Raw genomic sequence first — 20727 nt, forward strand, 5'->3', positions numbered from 1 at the left:
CGATCGCCGGCCCCTTGCGGGATGCCCTGGGCGGCAACGGAATCGACCTCTCTCCGCGGTTCGACGTCGAACCGCGCTTCCGTTTCGTCGGTTTCGTCGCGGCACTGCTGGCGGTGTTCGGCGCACTGACGCAGGTCCGTGTCACCGGCCCGACGCCCGTCCTCGACGACCTGGCCGACGCGCTCGACGCCGAGGCCTCCGGATCGCATCCTTCCCGCGAGACCTTCCACAATCGCGCCAAGTCGCTGGCGGTCCGCGTGCAGGGCCGTCCCGCCGTCTGGACGTCGGATTCGCCGGCGGGTTCGGTCCTGGCCGCTCACGCCGCCTCCAGCTTCGTCGGGTTCGCCGGGATCATCAGCGCAGTCGCCGAACTCGGCGACGTGGCGAGGATGTCCCGGCTCCTGGAGTCGCGGCCGGGCGGAGCGCCGGCCGCCGACACGATCTTCTACGACCCGGAGTTCGACGGTCCGGCACAGGAGCCGGCTCCCCGCATCATGGTGGTGTCGACTCCCCGGCGCGAGTGGTACACCCGGCAGCGAGTGATGGGATTGGGCGACGTCGATCTGGTTGTCGGTGCCGACGAGGCAGGCGGGGTGCCGCCGGGTGGCGGCCAACCGTGGGACGACCGGCGTCCGGCACCGGGTGAGGACCCGGTGGCCGACGGCCCGGGGGACGTTCTCGGTTTGTTGGTCGTGGCGTTGCGGGTCGAGATGGCGGCGGTGTATCTCCGCCTGATTGGGAACACGGTGCAATGAGGATTCTCGACGGAGTGGTGCGCCCCTACGCGTGGGGTTCACGGACGGCCATCGCGTCGATTCAGGGCAGGCCTGTCCCGTCGGCCCATCCGGAAGCCGAGCTGTGGTTCGGTTCGCACCCGGCAGGTTCGGCGCGATGTGTCGACCCCTCCGGTCCCGAGCAGGACCTCGGCGAGGTGATCGACGCCGATCCGGTGGCGACACTCGGCACGGCCAGTGCGGCCGAGTTCGGCAATCGGCTCCCGTTTCTGCTGAAAGTCCTCGCCGCCGAAGAGGCCCTGTCGCTGCAGGCGCACCCCTCCGCGGAACAGGCGCGAGAGGGGTTCGAACGGGAGAACGCGCGTGGCCTCGCCATCGACGCCCGCGACCGCAACTACCGCGATCCGTGGCACAAGCCGGAGCTGATGGTCGCCACCACGCCCTTCGATGCGCTGGCCGGTTTCCGCGATCCGCACGAGACCATCGCCCTGCTTCGCGAACTTCAGGTCAGCGAACTCGACCATTATCTGGGAATGCTTGTCGGGCAACCTGATTCAGAGGGGCTCCGGGCGGTGTTCACCACCTGGCTGACACTGCCGGAGTCGCTGATACGTCAGCTCGTGCCCGCGGTACTGCACGGCGCGATCGAGGTGCTGAGCGCGGGGCGCACGGAGTTCGCCGCCGAACTGCGCACGGTGTGTGAACTCGGTGAGGACTATCCGAACGATCCCGGTGTGCTCGCCTCGTTGCTGCTCAATCACGTGCACCTCGAGCCGGGGCAGGGTCTGTACCTGCCGGCCGGCAATCTGCACGCGTACCTCCGTGGCACCGGCGTGGAGATCATGGCCAACTCCGACAACGTCTTGCGCGGCGGCCTCACGCCCAAGCACATCGATGTGCCCGAGCTGTTGCGCGTCCTCGATTTCACCCCGGTCGACTCCGCCCAGCTGGCACCGCCGGTGCGCATGATCGGCGCGGAACGTGTGTACCTCACCCCCGCGCCGGAGTTCCGGCTGTCCCGGGTCGAGCTGGACGGCACCGGGCTGCATCATTCGTCGTCGATCTGTTTCGACATGCCGGGGCCTCAGATCCTCGCGGTGCTCAGTGGTGCGATCGAGGTTCGTCCCGCGGGTGGCGCGCCGCTGACAGTGCAGTCCGGTCGTGCCCTGTGGATCACCGACGACGACCCGGACGTGATCGTGCGGGCCGCCTCGGCGCGCGCGGTGTTCTACCGGGCGCTCGTGCCGGTTGCGGTGTCGGCTGCCGACGGGGTGTCCGCGTCCGCGCCGGCCGCGGCGACAGCCGCTGAGTGATACCGCGGCGACAGCGCTCAGTGATACGGGCTTAGCGCCGAACGGGTCCGGCGGGTGTGTGGGCCGCGGGTTCGGGGTAGCCGCCGATCAGGTTCCACTCGTCCGGGGTCGCGACCATCGTCACCAGGATCGGTTCTCCGCCGGTGTCGAGTGAGAGGTCCTGTGGCGCACGCGGATTCTGCATCAGAGCGACGGTGTGCCCGCCGGCCGGGTCGTCGACGCCCGGTGCGGACACGATCATCCGCGTCGTATCCGGTTGGGGGGATGGAGGACTGACGCCGTCGACGATGACCAGCGCCGGTCCCGGACGGGCCGGTGTGCGGTCGCCGGCCAGTGACAGTGCGCTCGGATCGGCGACCGCGGTGACCAGTGGCGCCCAGCGATGCGGTCGGTCGGTGTGGACACGGACCGAGGCACCCACAGCCACCGCGCGCAGTGCCATCTGCGCGACGACGTGGATTCCGGCGGCAACGGAGACGGTGGCGATGCCGGGGCCGACGAGTCGGGTGGCGACGGCGCGGCCCGCGTGGTCGGCTCCGATGAGCTGACCGCACCCTCCGGCGGGGAGGCGAACCGATCCCAGGAAAGCCTGGGCCGCGTCGCCGGTGAGGGTCGGCAGGGCCCGGTCGAGGCGGGTGGGCGTCGCGATCGGAAGGCTGACCGCGAGGGCGTCGAACTGGCGTCCGTCGAGCGGTTGCAGGCCGGCCGGCCACGACGGCACCGACCGGCGCGCATCCGGGAACTCGTTGAACCGGACGAACGCGGACACCTCGACCTCCCGTCGTCCCTTGCGGTGACGGCGGTCGGCGGTGATGTGCCGGAGTCGGATGGTGAGTGTCGTCGAGACGGCCGAGTTGACCCAGACGTCGCGGACGACGGCGGGCAGCGCTTCCGATTCGACTGCGGCACTCCGGATGCGGAGCCCCGACACCCCGACCGATTCCCACTCCTCGGCCAGGGAGTCGAGGCCGGCTCCCTCGGTCAGCTGGGTGGTGACCGAGGTGATCTGTGCGGCGGACAGGATGGTGGTGGTCAGCCCGTGCTCGGCGAGGCGTTTGGCGACGCGGCGCGTGGTGACCGTCGCGGTGCGCAGGGCACCGGTCGCGCCGCCGCCGCGCCGCGCCACGGCGTCGGGGCACTCGAGTGGATCGAGCCGGAGCACGACGAACACCGAGCGCTGGGCGGTCGCCGACAGCGGTCCGAGGGTGCGGTCATAGGTCGCTGGTGCCACACCGGAACCCCACACGCGCACACCGTGACTGATGACCTCGATGGAACTGAGCGCGATGTCGTAGCGGTCGATGCATTCGGCGAGGACGTCGAGCGGAACCAGTTGGCCCGTCTCGCCGGCGAGCGTGCTGTTGCCGGGGGTCAGGTAGGTGACCGCGGGGCCGCCGGGGTCGACCCGGACCACGGTGACCAGGGTGTCGCCCACCCAGCGGGCGCCGATGGTCGTGGGTGCCGACGAGCGGCGTGCTGATGGACGAGTCGACGATCCGGACAGCGGGACGTCGAAGGGGGCCGGGTTGAGGTCGGCGGGGCTCCGGCGCATCCGCAACCAGGAGAACGACATCCGTGCGCCGATCCGCCCGAACAGAGACCGGCCGCCGACGCTGACCAGTCCGGCTGCGACCACCACGGCCACGATCAGTGCCGACGAACCCCACACGCTGCCGGACAACGCCCACACGACGAGGCCGAGAGCCACGATCACCTCGATCACCAGGAGTGTGCGAAGCCCCGTCGCACGCGTGTTCCGATCCACGATCCCCCCTCGATCCCGGTGCCGCGTCGAATGCGGCGCCGCCCGTCGGTGTGTCCACAGGCGGCTGAGCCCCGCACGTGAGGGGCCTGATTGTCGGTTAGGCTACTACCGCGCGGCAGGGGGTATGCCGCAGGAGATCACAACCGGTCCACAGCGGTGCCCGTTCGCGGGCGGGTGGGATCGGTGCGGACAGGGGGAGTCGTGGCACGTCAGCTCACGACCAAGGCGCAGGTCAACGGCTATCGTTTCCTGATCAAGCGGCTCGAGCACGCGCTCGTGCGCCGCGATGTGCGAATGCTGCACGACCCGATGCGATCCCAGTTGCAGGCGTTGGTGGTCGGCACGATTCTGGGCCTGCTCGTTCTCGGCGGTTGCGGGGTGTACGGTCTCGTCCGGCCGCAGGGTTCGGTCGGGGACGCGACCATCATCGTCAGCAAGAACAGCGGCAGCACCCATGTCCTCGTCGAGGACACGCTGCACCCCGTGCTCAATCTCGCCTCGGCCCGGCTGATCACCGGGAGTTCAGAGAAGCCGACGTCGGTGGCGGACACCAAACTCAAGTCCTATCCGCGTGGCCCTCTGCTGGGAATCCCGGGTGCACCCGCGTCCCTGCCGGGTTCGGCGCACCAGGGCAACTCCGTGTGGACGGTGTGCGATTCGTCGACCGTCGCGTCGGATTCGTCGAGTGAGTCGATCCGGCAGACGGTCATCGGTGAGAAGCCCGCGTTGGGTTCGTCGACCGTCGAGACCGCGCGCCCGGCCGACGCGGTGCTCGTCCGTGCCGGTGACGAGATCTTCCTGGTCTATCAGCTGTTCCGGGACGGTGCATGGAGCCCGGTTCGCGCGGAGGTCGACACCGGCAGCGCCCCGGTCATGCGGGGTCTCGGACTCGACGGAGTGACGCCGCGGCGGATGACCCCCGGCCTGCTCAACAGCTTTCCGCTCGTCGATCCGCTGACGGTGCCCGCCATTCCGGGCGCCGGACAGCCGGGCGCGGTGGACTCGGCGACCGTCGGCTCGGTCGTGAAGTCGGTCGGCGTCGACGACGAGACGACCTATCACGTCGTGCTCCGCGGCGGTGTCCAGGAGATCAGTGCCCCGACGGCCGAGATCCTGCGTCTGGCCGACCGCGACGGCGCCGCGCCCGTCAGAACGGTGGCGCCCGGCGAGCTCGCGACGTTGAAGGTGGTGGAGGAGTTGCCGATCGGCGACTTCCCGCAGGCCGACCCGTCGTTGCTCGGTCTCGCTGCCGATCCGACGCTGTGCCGCAGCTGGTCTCGTGGCACCGACGAGCCGCGGGCGGAGACAGCGTTGCTGGCCGGGCGTGCCCTTCCGCTCGCGTCCGATGCGGTGCCGGTCCGCCTCACTTCGGCCGACGGTGCCGGACCCGGTCTCGACGAGGTCTATCTGCCGCCGGGGTCGGGGGAGTATCTGCAGGTGACCGGTAACGAGGCCGACAGTGCCCGCACCGAATCGCTGTTCTACGTGAACGATTCGGGTGTACGGTTCGGGATTCCCGACCTCGAGACCGGAGGGATCCTCGGGCTCGGTGACTCGCCGGCGCGTGCACCGTGGTCGGTGGTGTCCCTGCTCGCGCCCGGTCCGACGCTCTCCCGGGAGGCCGCGCTGGTCGCTCACGACGGATTGAAGACGGCCGAGATCGGCCGGGACGGCGAGTAGTTCGGATTCGGGCGGAGCCTCAGGACGTGAGCGGACCGCCGACGATGTTGCCGACGATGCCGCGGATGATGTTGGTGCCGTCCTCGCTGCGCAGTTCGTCGTACCAGGCGGCGGTCTTCTCCGGGTCCTTGCCATGGGTGACGTCGCTGCGCTTGCGGGCGCGGAGCACAAGATCGCCGGCGCGTTCGGTGCGCGAAGCCTGGTAGGCGTCCAGGGCGGCGATCGGATCGTCGGGGTGGTCGCGGAAGGCGAACTGCAGTGCGACCGCGTCCTCCATCGCCGAGCATCCACCCTGTCCGATGTCGGGCGTGGTGTTGTGCGCGGCGTCGCCGAGCACGGCGACGCGTCCCTTGACCCAGGTGTCGAACGGGTCGAGGTCGAGGATCTCGACGCGATTGGTGGTCGCGGGATCGAGTTCCGCGATGAGGGTCTGGACGCCGGGCGTCCAGTCGGCGAACTCCGCGGCGAGCAGCTCGCGCGCGGTGCCGCGTTCGAACGGAACGCCCTCGGGCATCGGGACGTCGAAGAAGAAGTAGAAGCGGTTGCCCGCCACCGGCATCACCGACACACGCCGTGAATCACCCACGTAGGTGGTCCATTCGGTGGCCGGGCCGATCTTCTCGTCGACCTCGACGAGTCCGTTGAAGTTGACGTACCCCGCGTAGCGGCGCGCAACCGGGCCGCCCAGGACATATTCGCGGGCCAGTGACCTCGCGCCGTCGGCGCCGATCACGATGTCCCCGGAATCGGTGGTCCCGTCTGCGAATTCGACGGTGGCACGATTCTCGTCGCTGCGGACCGCCACCATCTCCTTGCCGAAGTGGATGTCGTCGAATCCATACGCGTCCATCAACATCTGCTGCAGTTCGGCCCGCGCGATCGGGTACGGACGCTGACCCACCTCGTCGATGAGTGGCTGCATGCTGAAGCGGCACATGGTGTCACCGGTGAAGCCGTCGACGTAGCTCATCGAGTCGAGGATCCCGCCGATCTCGGCGGTCTCCTTCTCCAGCCCGAGGTGGTTGAGGCACTTGACCCCGTTGGACCACACCGAGATCGCGGCACCGACGGGCTTGTTCTCGGTGACCTGCTCGTAGACCTCGACCTCGATTCCCAGCTGCCTGAGAGCGATGGCCGCCGACATACCGCCCATACCTGCGCCGACGATCACTGCCTTCACGCTCACCACCGCTTTCTCCGATGTCACCCGCCGGCCGCTTCTCACCGACACGACACAAGGCTAAGACGCGACCGACGCTGGTGCGCGACCAAACATCTCGTCCGGCCTACGAGAGGACAGTGGGGGTGGGGATCACTGCGAACGGCGGGAGGCCACGAGAGCGGTGACCATCTCCTGCCACTGTGTGGTGATGGTCTCGAGATCGAGGCCGACCTCGACCATCAGATACCGGACCGACCCGGCGGCCAACGGTGCCTGCACGGCCAGCGACATGAAGTCGAGCTCGTCCACGAAACCCAACTGCCGCAGCAAGATCTGTACGTGCTGGGTCGACGCGCGACCCACCGGGTGGGTCATGAAGTCGTCGGCGGCCGCCCCGGCCTCCAGCAGGATGTCGAGGTGGTCGCAGGTGAGTTTGAGCCGGGCGCGGCCGTAGGCCAGCAACCGGTCGAGCGGGGGCGCGCCGGGACCCAGGGGTTCGGGTCCGGACAGGTAGGCCTGCTGCATCTCGGATTCGGAATGGTCGAGCAGTGCGAGCATCAATCCGGTGCGGTTGCCGAAGCGTCGGAACACCGTGCCCTTGCCCACACCTGCCTCGCGGGCGACCGCTTCCATGGTGACCGCCGCCGCGCCGTGGTGATCGATCAGGTTTTTGGCGGCAGCCAGCAACAGACGCCGATTTCGTGCGGCGTCGGCACGTTCGGTCCCCGAGTTGTTGAAGGAGATATGGAGCGGGGAGTGGTCTGGCCCGTTCGGCACGTGATGAGGGTAACTCTTTACCTCGGCCCGGAATCAATCGGACCCGGGTCCGGTTACTTGATGCGTATTCACGGTCCCCTCCGGGCCGATGCCCTCGTCGAAAGGAATGACATGTCGGATCGAACTGTCGAATTGGTTGCGCTCGTCGGAAGCCTTCGTGCTGCCTCCGTCAACCGGCAGCTGGCCCAGGTCGCTGCCGACAATGCTCCCGCCGGGGTCGACATCACGGTCGTCGACGATCTCGGTGCGCTGCCGTTCTACAGCGAGGACATCGACGTCGAGGGCGCCCTCCACGACGGTGTGGTCGCCCTTCGTGAGTCCGTGGCCAAGGCGGACGGAGTGCTCATCGCCACCCCCGAGTACAACGGCACCATTCCGGCCGCGCTCAAGAACGCCATCGACTGGCTGTCGCGTCCCTACGGCGCCGGGGCGCTGGGCGGCAAGCCGGTGGCGGTGCTGAGTGCGGGCCTCGGCCAGTACGGCGGACAGTGGACCCGTGAGGACACCCGTAAGTCGGTCGGCATCGCCGGCGGTCGCGCGATCGAGGAGGCCGACCTCGGTCTGCAGATCCCCGCGCTCCCGGAGGGTGGCCTCACCGATCCCACGATCGTGGCGAAGGTCGTCGCGTCGGTCGCCCGCCTCGTCGACGAGGTCGCCATCAGCGCCTGACCTGTTCTCTGGTTCTTCGACGCCGCACCGGGCCACGCCCGGTGCGGCGTCGTCTTGTCGGCGAGCTGGGGATTGTGGACATCCGGTGCACATGTTGTCGAGCAGTCCTGGACAACCTGTGAGCGACACGCCGTACGGGCCCGTGACACGCCGGAATTTCGAATCCTGCACCCCTCCGACCTGCATGTCTTCCACCGATGTTATTCACAACCCCTTGTGGTGACCAGAAATGTCAGCCACTAGGTGTAGTGTTTGCGGTACCAGTCAGGCGGACAAGAGGAAGCGGATCTACTCCTCCGGAAACGCCAGGGAGACGGTGACGTAGGTCACCATCTTCACGCTGGGAAACTGCACGTCACTGGCGATTCCAACGACCGAGGAGAACCTCTCGATGTCTTCCATCACCGTCTACACGAAGCCGGCATGTGTCCAGTGCAACGCCACCTACAAGGCCCTGGACAAGCAGGGTCTGTCCTATGAGGTCGTCGACATCAGCCAGGACCCGGAAGCCCGCGACTATGTGATGGCGCTCGGTTACCTCCAGGCCCCGGTCGTCGTCGCCGGCGACGAGCACTGGTCGGGCTTCCGTCCCGACCGCATCAAGGCGCTCGCCACTGCTGCTGCCTGATCTCCGCAGTCTGCTGTCACCGTCGACCCGGGCGCGGGTGCGATCCGAAGGGGAAGCCGGATCCGCCGCGTCGGGATGTGACAGCCGAGAGTGACCCCGGTCTCGGATCGGGAAATGGTCACGAGGGTTCCGGTGTTGGAACCAGATGGCGTCGGTGATCGGCGCCGTCGATCAGAACGCAAACGAACAGACGTTCCACACGGTCATCGTCAGCAGGGTTGGAGGGAGACATGTCGGCCACGTCGCCGTTGATCGTCTACTTCTCCTCGGTCTCCGAGAACACCCACCGATTCGTCGAGAAGCTGGATATGCGCTCGGTGCGTATCCCGCTGACCGGAGCGGCCGGTGAATTCCGTGTCGATGAGCCCTACGTGCTGATCTGCCCGACCTACGGGGGAGGCAAGGCGACGGGCAAGCCCGGCGGTTTCGTCCCCAAGCAGGTCATCCGCTTTCTCAACGACGAACACAACCGATCCCTCATCACGGGGGTGATCGCGGCCGGCAACACGAACTTCGGTGAGGAGTTCTGCTACGCCGGCGACATCATCTCGCGCAAGTGTCGCGTGCCCTACCTGTACCGATTCGAATTGATGGGCACCACCGACGACGTCGACCGCGTGCGTGCGGGACTGGCCGACTTCGCCCAGAGTCCCGCGTTCGCGGCAACCGGTTCGCTCCACGCCGCACCCGCCTGACAGTCGGCCGGGCGCGCCGCCACCGGACTGTCACACCCCGCCCATACTCTGCCCATGAGGCACTTGGTAAGCCCACCACTATCCGCAGGAGTCATCTGTCGTGTCGCCCACCGCCGCCGTCTCGGACACCTCTTCAGCAAGTAAGTCGGGCGTGCATGCCGGCCCGTCGGGCCATGAGCCCGGCGAGCTGGACTTCCACGCGCTCAACGCGATGCTCAACCTGTACGACGCCGACGGGAAGATCCAGTTCGACAAGGATCGTGAGGCCGCGCGCCAGTACTTCCTGCAGCACGTCAACCAGAACACCGTGTTCTTCCACGACCTCGACGAGAAGCTCGACTACCTCGTCGAGGAGAACTACTACGAGCCCGAGGTCCTCGCCAAGTACGACCGCGAGTTCGTGAAGGGCCTGTTCAAGCACGCCTACGACAAGAAGTTCCGGTTCCCGACGTTCCTCGGGGCGTTCAAGTACTACACGAGCTACACGCTCAAGACCTTCGACGGCAAGCGCTACCTGGAGCGCTTCGAGGATCGTGTCTGCATGGTGGCGCTGACGCTGGCCGACGGTGACACGGCACTGGCCCGCGACCTGGTCGACGAGATCATCTCCGGCCGCTTCCAGCCGGCCACGCCGACCTTCCTCAACTCGGGCAAGAAGCAGCGCGGCGAGCCGGTCTCGTGCTTCCTGCTCCGCATCGAGGACAACATGGAGTCGATCGGCCGCTCGATCAACTCGGCCCTGCAGCTGTCCAAGCGCGGTGGCGGAGTTGCGTTGCTGCTCTCCAACATCCGTGAGCACGGCGCTCCGATCAAGAAGATCGAGAACCAGAGCTCGGGGGTCATCCCGATCATGAAGCTGCTCGAAGACTCCTTCTCCTACGCCAACCAGCTCGGTGCGCGTCAGGGCGCGGGTGCGGTCTACCTGCACGCCCACCACCCCGACATCTACCGCTTCCTCGACACCAAGCGCGAGAACGCGGACGAGAAGATCCGCATCAAGACGCTGTCGCTCGGCGTGGTCATCCCGGACATCACGTTCCAGCTGGCCAAGGCCAACGACGACATGTACCTGTTCAGCCCGTACGACGTCGAACGCGTCTACGGCGTGCCGTTCGCCGACATCAACGTCACCGACCGCTACCACGAGATGGTCGAGGATCGTCGAATTCGCAAGACCAAGATCAAGGCCCGCGAGTTCTTCCAGACCCTCGCCGAGCTGCAGTTCGAGTCGGGTTACCCGTACATCATGTTCGAGGACACGGTGAACCGGTCGAACCCCATCGACGGCAAGATCACCCACTCCAACCTGTGCTCGGAGATCCTGCAGGTCTCGACGGCGTCGACCTTCAACGACGATCTGTCCTACTCCCATGTGGGCAAGGACATCTCGTGCAACCTGGGGTCGCTCAACATCGCCAAGACGATGGACTCGCCGGACATCGGCCAGACCATCGAGACCGCGATCCGCGGACTCACCGCGGTGAGCGATCAGACCTCGATCACCTCGGTGCCCTCGATCGAGCACGGCAACAACAACTCTCACGCCATCGGTCTCGGCCAGATGAACCTGCACGGCTACCTGGCCCGCGAGCGCATCTTCTATGGCAGCGAAGAGGGCATCGACTTCACGAACATCTACTTCTACACGGTGCTCTTCCACGCACTGCGCGCGTCGAACCGGATCGCTCGCGAGCGCGGCCAGGCGTTCACCGGCTTCGAGAAGTCGAAGTACGCGTCGGGTGAGTTCTTCGACAAGTACACCAACAAGGCATGGGAGCCGGAGACCCAGAAGGTCCGGGACATCTTCGGGCAGGCGGGCATCCACATCCCGACCCAGGACGACTGGCGCGAGCTGAAGGAAGCCGTGCAGCGCGACGGCATCTACAACCAGAACCTGCAGGCGGTTCCGCCGACCGGTTCGATCAGCTACATCAACCACTCGACCAGCTCGATCCATCCGGTCGCGGCGAAGATCGAGATCCGCAAGGAAGGCAAGATCGGTCGCGTCTACTACCCGGCGCCGTACATGACCAACGACAACCTGGAGTACTACCAGGACGCGTACGAGATCGGGTACGAGAAGATCATCGACACCTACGCGGCGGCGACCCAGCACGTCGACCAGGGCCTGAGCCTGACCCTGTTCTTCAAGGACACCGCCACCACGCGCGACGTCAACAGGGCGCAGATCTACGCATGGCGCAAGGGGATCAAGACGCTGTACTACATCCGTCTGCGCCAGATCGCCCTCGAGGGGACCGAGGTGGAGGGCTGCGTGTCATGCATGCTGTGACCCCTGCTCCGCAATGCCTTTCAGCAATCCCGGCCCCCACACGACCCGTTAGACGAGGAACAGTCACATGACCTCCACCGAAAGCCACAGCCCCGCCGACGGCGCGCCCATCAAGCTGGTCAGCCGGGTCTCGGCGATCAACTGGAACCGCGTCCCCGACGACAAGGACGCCGAGGTGTGGGATCGCCTCACCGGCAACTTCTGGCTGCCGGAGAAGGTGCCGGTGTCCAATGACATCCCATCGTGGGGGACGCTGACCGAGTACGAGAAGCAGCTCACCATGCGGGTCTTCACCGGCCTGACGCTGCTCGACACCATCCAGGGCACCGTCGGCGCGGTGTCGCTGATCCCGGACGCCACCACTCCGCACGAGGAGGCGGTGCTCACCAACATCGCGTTCATGGAGTCGGTGCACGCCAAGTCCTACAGCTCGATCTTCTCGACCCTGTGCTCCACCAAGGAGATCGACGAGGCCTTCCGCTGGTCGGAGGAGAACGAGCAGCTGCAGCGCAAGGCGCGCATCGTCATGGACTACTACCGTGGCGAGGACCCGCTCAAGCGCAAGGTCGCCTCGACGCTGCTCGAGTCGTTCCTGTTCTACTCGGGCTTCTACCTGCCGATGTACTGGTCGAGCCGCGCCAAGCTCACCAACACCGCCGACCTGATCCGCCTCATCATCCGCGACGAGGCCGTCCACGGTTACTACATCGGGTACAAGTACCAGCGCGGTCTGGAGACGCAGTCGCCGGAGCGTCGTCAGGAACTCAAGGACTACACCTTCGAGTTGCTGTTCGAGCTGTACGACAACGAGAGCGACTACACCGAGACGCTCTACGACGAGGTCGGGCTCACCGAGGACGTCAAGAAGTTCCTGCGCTACAACGCCAACAAGGCGCTGATGAACCTCGGCTACGAGGCGATGTTCCCGAAGGACGAGACCGATGTGAACCCGGCGATCCTGTCGGCACTGTCGCCGAACGCCGACGAGAACCACGACTTCTTCTCGGGGTCGGGTAGCTCGTACGTCATCGGCAAGGCCGTCAACACCGAAGACGAGGACTGGGACTTCTAGATCCCACCCGATCTATGGCCCGGAGCCGCGCTCAGCGCGGTTTCGGGCTATGAATCTGTGGCGGTCAGGCGGTCGTAGAGATCGCCGAGTTCGTCGATCGCCTCGGCGATGTCGACCGGCGCCACGCCGGTGGCACGCAGCGCGGCGCGCAGGTCCGAGCCGTCGAGCGCGATGAGGGGATTCATCGGTGGGACCGCGGGCAGCGGCGGCCGCGTCGACGCGGTGCCGTAGAAGTCGTCGGGCCGCAGCGTTCCCGACGATGAGTCGTCGTCGGCGGCGACGGGGGAGGGCGCGGGGCGCGAGTCGATCTCGGCGAGCAGGTCGCGCAGGTCGGTACCCATCACGGTCAACAGCGTCAGCGGCGACCGGTCGATCTCAGCGGCGATCTCATAACTGGTCACCAGGGCATGGACGCACCTCGGCGCCTCGTCCGGACAGGTGCAGTCGGTCGCGACGTCCGCCGATTCGGTGGGGACGAGCAGCTCACCGAGGATCGGTGGCTGCTCACCGCGGGTGAGTCGCATGAGTTCTTCGACGCCGCCGCGGTCACGGAGCAGACCGGCGAGAGTCGGGGTGTCGACGGTCCGGGTGGTGATGATGACGTCGAACGGTTCGAGTTGGGTGCCCTCCACCGATGCCGTCACCTGGCCTGCCCCGATCCGCAGACCACGTACATGCCGGTCGCGGAAGTACCTGCGCGCCTTGGTGACATGTCGGCTGTCGGCGACCGCTTCACCGTCGGCGCCACGGCCCTCGACCACGTCGACGAACGCTCGCGACCACGGGGTGAGGCCGTACCCGCGGACCGCGATGGTGCCCCGTTCGCCTTTACGCTGAGTGCCCTTCTTGCGCACGGTCATTCGCTCACCGCCTCGTCGCGGAGCCGGAACAGTTCGAAGAGTTCGTCATCGGCGAGATCGGACACCCAGTTCTCGCCGGCCGCGACGGTCAGCCGGGACAGTTCGCGCTTCTTGGCGATCATGTCGTCGATCCGTTCCTCGATGGTGCCGACGCAGACGAAGCGGTGCACCGAGACCTTCTGGTTCTGGCCGATGCGGTACGCGCGGTCGGTGGCCTGATCCTCGACCGCGGGATTCCACCAGCGGTCCACGTGGATGACGTGGTTGGCAGCGGTCAGATTGAGACCGGTGCCGCCGGCCTTGAGGGTCGCAAGCATCACCGGGGCGCCGTCGTCGGACTGGAAGTCGGCGACCAGACGATCGCGTTCGGTGCGGCCGAGACCACCGTGCAGCAGCGGGATCTCGGTGCCGAACTGTTCGCCGAGCCAGCCCGACAGCATCTCGCCGAAGGCCGCGAACTGGGTGAAGACGAGTGCGCGGTCGCCCTCGTCGGCGACGGTGGAGACGATGTCGGCCAGCAATTCGACCTTGCCCGAGCGGTGTTCGCCGTCGCGGACGAGGTCGGTGCCGTCGGCGAGGTAGTGCGCAGGGTGGTTGCACACCTGCTTGAGCCGGGTGAGTGCGGCCAGCACGTTGCGGCGGCGCAGCGTTCGCTGTTGTTTGTCGCGCAGTGCCTCCATGAGTTCGTCGATGACGGCACGGTAGAGCGCGGCCTGTTCGACGGTGAGGTTGGCGCGCACCGCGAAATCCGCTTTCTCCGGCAGGTCGGCGGCGATGGCCGGATCGGTTTTCTCGCGCCGCAGGATGAACGGCCGCGTGATCGCGGACAGGCGTCGGAGGGCGCCGGGGTCGCGGTCCCGCTCGATGGGTTCGGCGTAACGGGCCCGGAACACCGACGCGGACCCCAGGAGGCCGGGGTTAACCAGGTCGATCACCGCGCGCAGATCCTCGAGCCGGTTCTCCACAGGAGTACCGGTGAGCGCGAGGCGACGGTCGGCCGGGATCGTCCGTATCGCCTTGGAGGCAATGGTGTTCACGTTCTTGAGGTGCTGGGCCTCGTCGACGACGATGCGGTGCCACGGATGTGCAGAGAGCAGCTCGAGGTCGCGGCCCGCGATCGCGAACGTCGTGATGACCACGTCGACGGAGTCGCGGATGCCGGTGAAGGTGGCGCCCGATGCCCGCGAAGGACCGTGATGGATGGCCACCCGAAGGGTCGGCGCGAAGCGCGCGAACTCACGAGACCAGTTGCCGACCAATGACATCGGGCAGACCACGAGGGTCGGCCCGGGTGTCTCGGCATCGTCGGCGACGACGCTGCGTTCGTGACACTCGAGCGCGATCACCTGCAGGGTCTTGCCCAGACCCATGTCGTCGGCGAGCACACCTCCGACGCCGAGGTCCGACAGGTGCGCCAACCAGTCCAGGCCGCGCTGCTGGTAGGGACGCAGGATCGCTTCCAGATCGGCTGGGGGCGTGACGGGTTCGGGTCGGATGACACCGCCCTCGGCGACATCGTCGAGCCACGAGAGTCCTTCGACCCGGGTGACGGGCACCGGGAGTCTGTCGGACTCGCCGGTCACGAGTCCGAACAGTTCGCCGAAGTCGGCAGGTGGCGCAGATGCGGCGAGCGCACGCTGGGTCGCGACGAAGGCGGCGGCACGCGTCAACGCCGAACCCTCCGCGCGGACCCACACGCCGCGGACCCGCACCAGATCACCCTTCTGGCCGGACAAGTCGTCGAGATCCGCATCGGTCAGGGTGATGGCGTCGGGCGAATCTCCCAGTGCCAGTCGCCATTCGAATTCGCGGATCTCGCGGAGTCCGACCATCGCCGCCGGTGCGCCACCGCCGGGCGGCGCCAGTGCACGCAGCGTGAGGCTCGGCCGGACCTCGGCGATGGTGCGGGGAAGCAGCACCGGAATCCCGGCGGCGCCCAGGGCTGCAGCGCCGGTGGCGAACAGTTCGGCGGCGACGTCGGTGGGCAACAGGAAGTCGAGGGAGCCGCGGTCCGGGTCGGCTCGATCGAGTTCGGGGAACTCCCGTACCGCGGCGGCCAGTGCCGTGGTCAGCTCGTCGAGTTCGTGGGCGTCCAGGCGATGGGGTGCGACCGGCTCGATCTGACCGTCGATGCTGCGGCGGCAGACCTCCAGCCGCCATCGCGAGGCGTCGGCGACCTCGTCGCGGGTCGGCAGGTCGAACGTCTCGTCCTCCCACGCATCGTCCCAGTGACTGTCGGTGAGGTCGTCGTACTCGGGCTCGTGGAGACGGAAGATGAGTGACTGGTCGTCCCGTGGCACGCCGGCATTCCATCGGGACCAGCTCCCGGCGGCGGCCGAGAGTCGTTCGGGGGAGCAGGGCGGACCGACGTCGGTCCCGGGTAGGAGTGCACGGACGACCGGCGACGCCGGACGAGGTTCACCGAGCCGGGGGATCGAGCGGGCGATCGTGGTACGGCACTCGTGATCGACGAGCTCGGCGAGGAAATCGTCGAGCGCGGCGTGGGAGCCGTTGTGCAGCAGTGCATCCGGCGCGCTACCGAGCACGACGGCGTGCCAGCTGCGCCACGTGGGCGTCGGGATGGCGACCCAGCGGAGCAACCATTCCCCGGCGACCGGCTCGGCCGACGGCGCGACCGCACCCGCGGTGACGAAGGTGCGCACGCCGTCCAAGAGGTATCGGTACCACCGGACGTCGCCCGGGACCGTCACCGACCTCGACGCATCGAGCAGTGACACCGCCGAGGTCAGACCGAGTGTCGCCGCCCGGACGAATCGTCGCCGGTTGCCGTCGTCGACGATCGGGATCTCGCTGCGGGACCGGCGGCCGGACACGGCGTCGCGAAGCGACTCGGGAAGGTCAGCCGGTTCGCCATCGATCCACACGGCCATACCGACACCGGGCCGCCACAGGACGTGGAGGGGTGCGAGGGAACGGGGGGACGAGGCGGAGTCCGGCGGAGTCGGCCCACTGAGCTGCGGTTCTGATGGCATCGAGGATCGCCCGCTAGTCTAACGACGACCCACGACAGTGCCGGTTTCCGCATCGTTCGGCGGGGGTATGGACGAGAACTGGAGATCCGGCGCAGAGGTATCCGGCCGTGGCACGAGGAGGACGCGATGGGGCAGTCGAAGGACAGCAGGAAGTCCGAACACGAGGCGGGCACCGCCGAGGTGCGCCAGGACCCGCCGGGGCCGAAGGACCACGGACGCGAGGGCGGTATGGCGACCAGGGAGAACGCCCCGGACGCGGTTCAGCGCTCGGACGACTCCGCGGAGGACTGATCGCAGACGAACTGACCGGGTATGCGGCTCGAGCGCGTACCCGGTCAGTTGTGTCAGAAGGTCAGGAAACCTCGCGCAGCAGACCCGTCGCGACGTCGAAGACGAATCCGCGCAGCGAACTCGTCTTGGTGATGAACGGGCTGTTCTTGATACGGGTGAGTGACTGGCGGACGTCCTCGTCGATGTCGGTGAACGACTCGGCGGCCCACTCCGGCTTCTGGCCGATCTCGGTCTGGATCTCCCGCTTGAACTCGTCGTCGGTAAAGGTCAGCATGCCGCAGTCGGTGTGGTGGATGAGGATGATCTCGGTGGTGCCGAGCAGTCGCTGACTGATCGCGAGGGAGCGGATCTCGTCGTGGGTGATGACGCCGCCGGCGTTGCGGATGACGTGGGCTTCGCCTTCGTTGATGCCGAGGACGCGGTAGACGTCGAGGCGGGCATCCATGCAGGCGACCACCGCGACGTGCTTGCTCGGCGGCAGCGGCAGGGGCCCGGTGAAGGTCTTGGCGTATTCGGCGTTGTTCGCCAGGTACTGATCGGTGACACTCATGCGTCAACAGTGATGGGTTGCGGCGCCACGGGCGAGGGTTTCACCTGGCCTGATCGAAACGGTGGACTCGGTCGACAGTGTCCTCGTCGCAGAATGCGTGGTCAGTGCCGGAAAAGGGCACTCACGACGCACTCTCGCGGCCGGGCGTGACTCACGAGTTCCCGTCGAGCGAACCCTTCACGTCGTTGAGGACCAGCCACGCGGCGGCCAGGCCCGACGAGTCGTACCAGACGGCGTCGTCGACGGCCAGGACGCGCTTCCACATGGAGGCGCCCAGATTCAGCCACTCGTCGCTCAGCAGGACCTCTTCGCCGTGCTTCCGACCCTGCTCGCCCTCGAAGCTCACATAGATGAGGTCGCCCTCGGCCGCGCGGAAGTTCGCGTCGTCGACGGGGAACGAATCGGGGACGCGCTGCGGGCCGGGTCGCTGGACACCGATCTCGCCGAGGATCTGCCCGGCGAAGGTGTCCATGCCGGCGATGGTCTCGGAGTCGTCGCCGAACCGGACCAGCGACACCTGGGTGTGCGAGGCGTCCATGCGCCGGCCGGTCTTGGTGGCCTCGGTGGTGAACTCGGCGAGCCGCTGACGGCCCGCCTCGCTGCGGTTCACCGCGTCGGCGACTGCTCGGAACTGCTCCTGCCAGTCGCCGGCCGGGATCGTCACGGAACGCACTGCACCGAAGGGTTTCGACGACGGGGCGGTCCCGGGAGTGGTGAGGACGAGGTCGGCGTCGGCCTTCGACACCGCTGCGGCGTCCGGGGTCGTCCCGATCGCCGGCACGGACGTCAGCTGCGGTCCCAGATAGGCGGGCACCGAACCGGGTACCGCGGTCACCGCCGTCACCTTGTCGCCGATACCGAGTGCGCACAGCGCGTCCAGGAGCGCCGGATCGGTCACGACGATGCGGGCGGCGTCGGTCGTCCCGGCGTCGGCCGCCGTGGGAGCGAGACATGTCTTCGAGAAGTCGCGGTCGGCGGAGACGATGTTGACCTCCGCGACGCGTGTCACGGTGGTCGAGATGGGGGAGCCGTCGGGAGTGGTCAGCGGTTCGTCGCCGGAACAGGCGGCCGACGCGAGGGCGACCACACCGAGAAGGGCTGCCCAGACCGGTCGGCGACCCCGAATACGACGAACACGTACATCCGTGGCACCGTTACCCCTGCTCTGCACCCGCCCAACCTAGCATCGGCCCACTCGGGTCGAGCGTAGGCTCGGATGGGGCCGCGAGACCGTCGGCCGCCGACGCCGCCCAGGCTGCCCGGAACGCCTGGCGCGTCGTACGGAAATGGGTTTGAGCACGGCCGATGTGGTGTGTCGGGCGTCGAATACGACAGATCGTAGGACCCGCTCGGCTCGGGCGCCGGTGAGGGTTTAGGATCAGTATTCAGCGCTCGGTTTGTTCATGTGCCGACCGACGTCCGAAGGGGTTCGGCGTCGCGCTCGGGCAAGAGGAGGATCTGTGACCGCGGTAGACCAACCCACCACGCAAGTGGCTCCAGTGCGTCCGTTCCCGGAGCGCTATCAGCCCAAGGGTTCGTTCATCTACAAGCTGCTGACCACGACCGATCACAAGTTGATCGGCATGATGTACATCTCTGCATGTTTTGCGTTCTTCCTCATCGGTGGCCTCATGGCGCTGCTGATGCGTGGCGAGCTCGCACAGCCGGGCATGCAGTTCTTGTCGACAGAGCAGTTCAACCAGCTCTTCACGATGCACGGCACCGTGATGCTGCTGATGTATGCGACCCCGATCGTCATCGGCTTTGCCAACTTCGTGTTGCCGCTGCAGATCGGTTCGCCTGACGTCGCCTTCCCGCGACTCAACGCGCTCGGGTTCTGGCTGTTCGTGTTCGGTTCGACCATCGCCCTCGCCGGCTTCATCACCCCGGGTGGTGCTGCCGACTTCGGTTGGACGGCGTACACCCCGCTGACCGACGCGGTCCACAGCCCGGGCCTCGGCGCCGACCTGTGGATCATGGGTCTGGGTGTGTCCGGTCTGGGTACCATCCTCGGTGCCGTCAACATGATCACCACGGTGGTCTGTCTCCGTGCCCCGGGTATGACCATGTTCCGGATGCCGATCTTCACCTGGAACATCCTGGTGACCAGCGTGCTCATCCTGCTGATCTTCCCGCTGCTGACCGCCGCCCTGATGGGCCTCGAGGTCGACCGCCAGTTCGGTGCCCACATCTACGACCCGGCCAACGGCGGCGTGATCCTGTGGCAGCACCTGTTCTGGTTCTTCGGACACCCCGAGGTGTACGTCATCGCGCTGCCGTTCTTCGGCATCGTCTCGGAGGTCTTCCCGGTCTTCTCGCGTAAGCCGATCTTCGGTTACTCGGGCCTGATCTACGCGACCCTGGCCATCGCCGCCCTGTCGGCGGCCGTGTGGGCGCACCACATGTACGTCACCGGCGCCGTGCTGCTGCCGTTCTTCTCCTTCATGACGTTCTTGATCGCGGTTCCGACCGGCGTGAAGTTCTTCAACTGGGTGGGAACGATGTGGCGAGGTCACATAACGTTCGAAGCGCCGATGCTGTTCGCGGTCGGCTTCATCGTGACCTTCCTCTTCGGTGGTCTGACCGGTGTTCTGCTCGCGAGCCCGCCGCTGGACTTCCACCTCTCCGACACCTACTTCGTGGTCGCCCACTTCCACTACGTGCTCTTCGGCACCATCGTGTTCGCCACCTACTCGGGTATTTACTTCTGGTTCCCGAAGATGACCGGACGCATGCTCGACGAGCGCCTGGGCAAGATCCACTTCTGGCTGACGTTCATCGGTTTCCACATGACGTTCCTGGTGCAGCACTGGCTGGGCAACGAGGGCATGCCGCGTCGTTACGCCGACTACCTGCCGTCGGATGGCTTCACGACGCTGAACGCCATCTCGACCGTGGGCGCGTTCATCCTCGGCCTGTCGACCCTGCCGTTCCTGTGGAACGTGTTCCGCAGCTACCGCTACGGCGAGGTCGTGACCGTCGACGATCCGTGGGGCTTCGGCAACTCGCTGGAGTGGGCGACCTCGTCGCCGCCGCCGCGCCACAACTTCACCGAGCTGCCCCGCATCCGTTCGGAGCGTCCGGCCTTCGAGCTGCACTACCCGCACATGATCGAGCGGATGCGTGCCGAGGCTCACGTCGGTCCGGGTCACGACGCGGGCAAGGATCGCCAGATGGAGGAGGCTCGTCGCGAGCCGTTCACCGTCGGATCGCACGAGGGGTCGCCGGATCCCGATCCGCGCTGA

General features: G+C 67.0%; 17 protein-coding genes. 10 read left to right on the forward strand and 7 right to left on the reverse strand.

Annotation, left to right across the window (positions count from 1 at the left end):
* On the forward strand, window positions 1–755 hold a 755-nt coding region (locus NWF34_RS17875), incomplete at its 5' end, for a hypothetical protein (protein WP_258325680.1).
* Window positions 752–2047 carry a mannose-6-phosphate isomerase, class I gene (gene manA / locus NWF34_RS17880; RefSeq protein WP_024500577.1) on the forward strand — a complete coding sequence of 432 codons (1296 nt, stop codon included), beginning with the start codon at window positions 752–754 and terminating at the stop codon, window positions 2045–2047. The genes NWF34_RS17875 and manA, both read left to right, overlap by 4 nt.
* A gap of 31 nt (window positions 2048–2078) precedes the next feature.
* On the opposite strand, the gene eccE is transcribed toward manA, so the two are convergent.
* Window positions 2079–3812: a type VII secretion protein EccE gene (gene eccE / locus NWF34_RS17885; protein WP_024500576.1), complete on the reverse strand. Its 1734-nt coding sequence runs from the start codon at window positions 3810–3812 to the stop codon at window positions 2079–2081.
* 201 nt (window positions 3813–4013) lie between these two features.
* Here eccE and eccB point away from each other — a divergent pair, with 201 nt between their 5' ends.
* Window positions 4014–5492, forward strand: coding sequence for a type VII secretion protein EccB (eccB, locus tag NWF34_RS17890; protein ID WP_024500575.1), 1479 nt, complete (start codon window positions 4014–4016; stop codon window positions 5490–5492).
* A gap of 19 nt (window positions 5493–5511) precedes the next feature.
* Here the strand turns inward: eccB and hpxO are convergent, their stop codons facing one another.
* Together hpxO and NWF34_RS17900 are read right to left on the reverse strand one after the other, a co-directional pair.
* Window positions 5512–6672, reverse strand: coding sequence for an FAD-dependent urate hydroxylase HpxO (gene hpxO / locus NWF34_RS17895; protein ID WP_024500574.1), 1161 nt, complete (start codon window positions 6670–6672; stop codon window positions 5512–5514).
* Window positions 6673–6804: 132 nt separating this feature from the next.
* Window positions 6805–7431 carry a TetR/AcrR family transcriptional regulator gene (locus tag NWF34_RS17900; RefSeq protein ID WP_024500573.1) on the reverse strand — a complete coding sequence of 209 codons (627 nt, stop codon included), beginning with the start codon at window positions 7429–7431 and terminating at the stop codon, window positions 6805–6807.
* 111 nt (window positions 7432–7542) lie between these two features.
* On the opposite strand from NWF34_RS17900, the gene NWF34_RS17905 reads away from it, so the two are divergent.
* From NWF34_RS17905 to nrdF, 5 genes are all read left to right on the forward strand, one after another.
* The gene (locus NWF34_RS17905) at window positions 7543–8100 is read left to right on the forward strand and encodes an NAD(P)H-dependent oxidoreductase (RefSeq protein ID WP_024500572.1); all 558 of its coding nucleotides are present in this window, start codon (window positions 7543–7545) and stop codon (window positions 8098–8100) included.
* A 391-nt stretch (window positions 8101–8491) separates the two neighbouring features.
* Window positions 8492–8728: a redoxin NrdH gene (locus NWF34_RS17910; RefSeq protein ID WP_006436022.1), complete on the forward strand. Its 237-nt coding sequence runs from the start codon at window positions 8492–8494 to the stop codon at window positions 8726–8728.
* Window positions 8729–8958: 230 nt separating this feature from the next.
* Window positions 8959–9423 (forward strand): class Ib ribonucleoside-diphosphate reductase assembly flavoprotein NrdI, encoded by a 465-nt coding sequence (gene nrdI / locus NWF34_RS17915; protein ID WP_024500571.1) that lies wholly within the window; start codon window positions 8959–8961, stop codon window positions 9421–9423.
* Window positions 9424–9523: 100 nt separating this feature from the next.
* Window positions 9524–11716, forward strand: coding sequence for a class 1b ribonucleoside-diphosphate reductase subunit alpha (nrdE, locus tag NWF34_RS17920; protein ID WP_024500570.1), 2193 nt, complete (start codon window positions 9524–9526; stop codon window positions 11714–11716).
* A 67-nt stretch (window positions 11717–11783) separates the two neighbouring features.
* Window positions 11784–12788, forward strand: coding sequence for a class 1b ribonucleoside-diphosphate reductase subunit beta (gene nrdF / locus NWF34_RS17925; RefSeq protein ID WP_024500569.1), 1005 nt, complete (start codon window positions 11784–11786; stop codon window positions 12786–12788).
* Window positions 12789–12835: 47 nt separating this feature from the next.
* On the opposite strand, the gene NWF34_RS17930 is transcribed toward nrdF, so the two are convergent.
* The gene (locus tag NWF34_RS17930) at window positions 12836–13648 is read right to left on the reverse strand and encodes a hypothetical protein (protein ID WP_024500568.1); all 813 of its coding nucleotides are present in this window, start codon (window positions 13646–13648) and stop codon (window positions 12836–12838) included.
* Window positions 13645–16641: a DEAD/DEAH box helicase gene (locus NWF34_RS17935; RefSeq protein ID WP_258325681.1), complete on the reverse strand. Its 2997-nt coding sequence runs from the start codon at window positions 16639–16641 to the stop codon at window positions 13645–13647. The genes NWF34_RS17930 and NWF34_RS17935 overlap by 4 nt, the downstream gene beginning before the upstream one ends.
* A 126-nt stretch (window positions 16642–16767) precedes the next feature.
* On the opposite strand from NWF34_RS17935, the gene NWF34_RS17940 reads away from it, so the two are divergent.
* On the forward strand, window positions 16768–16932 hold the full coding sequence (locus tag NWF34_RS17940; protein ID WP_191834455.1) for a hypothetical protein: 165 nt from the start codon (window positions 16768–16770) through the stop codon (window positions 16930–16932).
* Between the two features lie 61 nt (window positions 16933–16993).
* On the opposite strand, the gene NWF34_RS17945 is transcribed toward NWF34_RS17940, so the two are convergent.
* Both NWF34_RS17945 and NWF34_RS17950 read right to left on the reverse strand, forming a co-directional pair.
* A complete protein-coding gene (locus NWF34_RS17945) occupies window positions 16994–17482 on the reverse strand; it encodes a carbonic anhydrase (protein ID WP_159405378.1) in 489 nt (162 codons plus the stop codon).
* Window positions 17483–17633: 151 nt separating this feature from the next.
* Window positions 17634–18608 (reverse strand): ABC transporter substrate-binding protein, encoded by a 975-nt coding sequence (locus NWF34_RS17950; RefSeq protein ID WP_258325706.1) that lies wholly within the window; start codon window positions 18606–18608, stop codon window positions 17634–17636.
* A 334-nt stretch (window positions 18609–18942) separates the two neighbouring features.
* Here NWF34_RS17950 and ctaD point away from each other — a divergent pair, with 334 nt between their 5' ends.
* A complete protein-coding gene (gene ctaD / locus NWF34_RS17955; protein WP_024500564.1) occupies window positions 18943–20727 on the forward strand; it encodes a cytochrome c oxidase subunit I in 1785 nt (594 codons plus the stop codon).

It is taken from the genome of Gordonia sp. GONU (assembly GCF_024733855.1).
Classification (GTDB): domain Bacteria; phylum Actinomycetota; class Actinomycetes; order Mycobacteriales; family Mycobacteriaceae; genus Gordonia; species Gordonia amicalis.

What these genes read in the sequence shown, in the direction of transcription:
- manA (WP_024500577.1), top strand. Translation starts at nt 752, where the DNA reads ATGAGGATTCTCGACGGAGTGGTGCGCCCCTACGCGTGGGGTTCACGG.
- NWF34_RS17905 (WP_024500572.1), top strand. Translation starts at nt 7,543, where the DNA reads ATGTCGGATCGAACTGTCGAATTGGTTGCGCTCGTCGGAAGCCTTCGT.
- NWF34_RS17910 (WP_006436022.1), top strand. Translation starts at nt 8,492, where the DNA reads ATGTCTTCCATCACCGTCTACACGAAGCCGGCATGTGTCCAGTGCAAC.
- nrdI (WP_024500571.1), top strand. Translation starts at nt 8,959, where the DNA reads ATGTCGGCCACGTCGCCGTTGATCGTCTACTTCTCCTCGGTCTCCGAG.
- nrdF (WP_024500569.1), top strand. Translation starts at nt 11,784, where the DNA reads ATGACCTCCACCGAAAGCCACAGCCCCGCCGACGGCGCGCCCATCAAG.
- NWF34_RS17930 (WP_024500568.1), bottom strand. Translation starts at nt 13,648, where the DNA reads ATGACCGTGCGCAAGAAGGGCACTCAGCGTAAAGGCGAACGGGGCACC.
- NWF34_RS17935 (WP_258325681.1), bottom strand. Translation starts at nt 16,641, where the DNA reads ATGCCATCAGAACCGCAGCTCAGTGGGCCGACTCCGCCGGACTCCGCC.
- NWF34_RS17940 (WP_191834455.1), top strand. Translation starts at nt 16,768, where the DNA reads ATGGGGCAGTCGAAGGACAGCAGGAAGTCCGAACACGAGGCGGGCACC.
- NWF34_RS17945 (WP_159405378.1), bottom strand. Translation starts at nt 17,482, where the DNA reads ATGAGTGTCACCGATCAGTACCTGGCGAACAACGCCGAATACGCCAAG.